Below are 1,474 nucleotides of genomic sequence, written 5' to 3'. Positions count from 1 at the left end.
GGCTGGTTCTTGGCGTAGTCGTCCTTGAACTGCTGCAGCGCGGTCAGCAGCGTGTTCCAGCGGCCCTTGGTGATGCCGATGGTGAACATGATGAAGAAGCTGTACAGACCGGTCTTCTCCACCACCACGCCGTGCTCGGCCAGATATTTGGTGACGATGGAAGCCGGGATACCGGTCTTGTCGAACTTGCCGTCCAGGTTCAGACCCGGGGTGACGATGGTGGCCTTGATCGGATCCAGCATGTTGAAACCGTCGGCCAACTGGCCGAAGCCGTGCCACTTGCTGCCGTTCCTGGCGCTGCGGCCGTCGCTGCGGATGATCCATTCCTCGGCGCGGCCGACACCCTCGGCCACCAGCTTGTCCGGGCCCCAGACCTTGAACCACCAGTCCTTGCCGTATTCGGCGTCCACCTTGCGCATGGCGCGGCGGAAATTGAGCGACTCGGCGATGCTCTCCTCCACCAGCGCGGTGCCGCCGGGCGGCTCCATCATGGCGGCCGCCACGTCGCAGCTGGCGATGATGCTGTACTGCGGGCTGGTGCTGGTGTGCATCAGGTAGGCCTCGTTGAAGAGGTGGCGGTCCAGCTTGGTGCTCTGCGAGTCCTGCACCAGCACATGGCTGGCCTGGCTGATGCCCGCCAGCAGCTTGTGGATGGACTGCGTCGCGTACACCACCGACTTCTCCGGCCGCGCCCGCTTCTTGCCCATCGCGTGGTAGGTGCCGTAGAACGGGTGGAAGGCGGCGTGCGGCAGCCAGGCCTCGTCGAAGTGCAGGTTCTCGACGTAACCGTCCAGCAGGTTCTTGATGGTTTCGGTGTTGTAGAGCACGCCGTCGTAGGTCGACTGCGTCAGCGTCAGGATGCGCGGCTTGACCTTCTCGGCATCGACGCCGGCCAGCAGCGGGTTGGCGCGGATCTTGGCCTGGATGGCCTCGATCTCGAACTCGGCCTGCGGGATCGGGCCGATGATGCCGTAGTGGTTGCGCGTGGGCTTGAGGAACACCGGGATCGCGCCCGTCATGATGATCGAGTGCAGGATGGACTTGTGGCAGTTGCGGTCCACCACCACCACGTCGCCCGGCGCCACCGTGTGGTGCCAGACCATCTTGTTCGAGGTCGAGGTGCCGTTGGTCACGAAGTAGCAGTGGTCGGCATTGAAGATGCGTGCCGCGTTGCGCTCGCTGGCGCCGATCGCGCCGTTGTGGTCCAGCAGCTGTCCGAGTTCCTCCACTGCGTTGCAGACGTCGGCGCGCAGCATGTTCTCGCCATAGAACTGGTGGTACATCTGGCCCACCGGGCTCTTGAGGAACGCCACACCGCCCGAGTGACCCGGGCAATGCCAGGAGTAAGAGCCGTCTTCGGCGTAGTCCAGCAGCGCCTTGAAGAACGGCGGCTGGATGCCTTCGAGGTAGCTCTTGGCCTCGCGGATGATGTGGCGCGCCACGAACTCGGGCGTGTCCTCGAACATGTGGATGA

At 64.2% G+C, this 1,474-nt stretch carries 1 pseudogene; it reads right to left on the bottom strand.

Features of this window, described 5'->3' with window-relative positions:
* Nucleotides 1–1,474: pseudogene (locus RMP09_RS17200) on the bottom strand (lysine decarboxylase); the annotation flags it as partial.

Origin of the sequence: Hydrogenophaga sp., assembly GCF_031426985.1 — a bacterium.
In the GTDB taxonomy this organism is placed as follows: domain Bacteria; phylum Pseudomonadota; class Gammaproteobacteria; order Burkholderiales; family Burkholderiaceae_C; genus Hydrogenophaga.
Note: the sequence above shows the minus strand (reverse complement) of the source record. Positions and strands in the feature narration are given on the sequence as shown.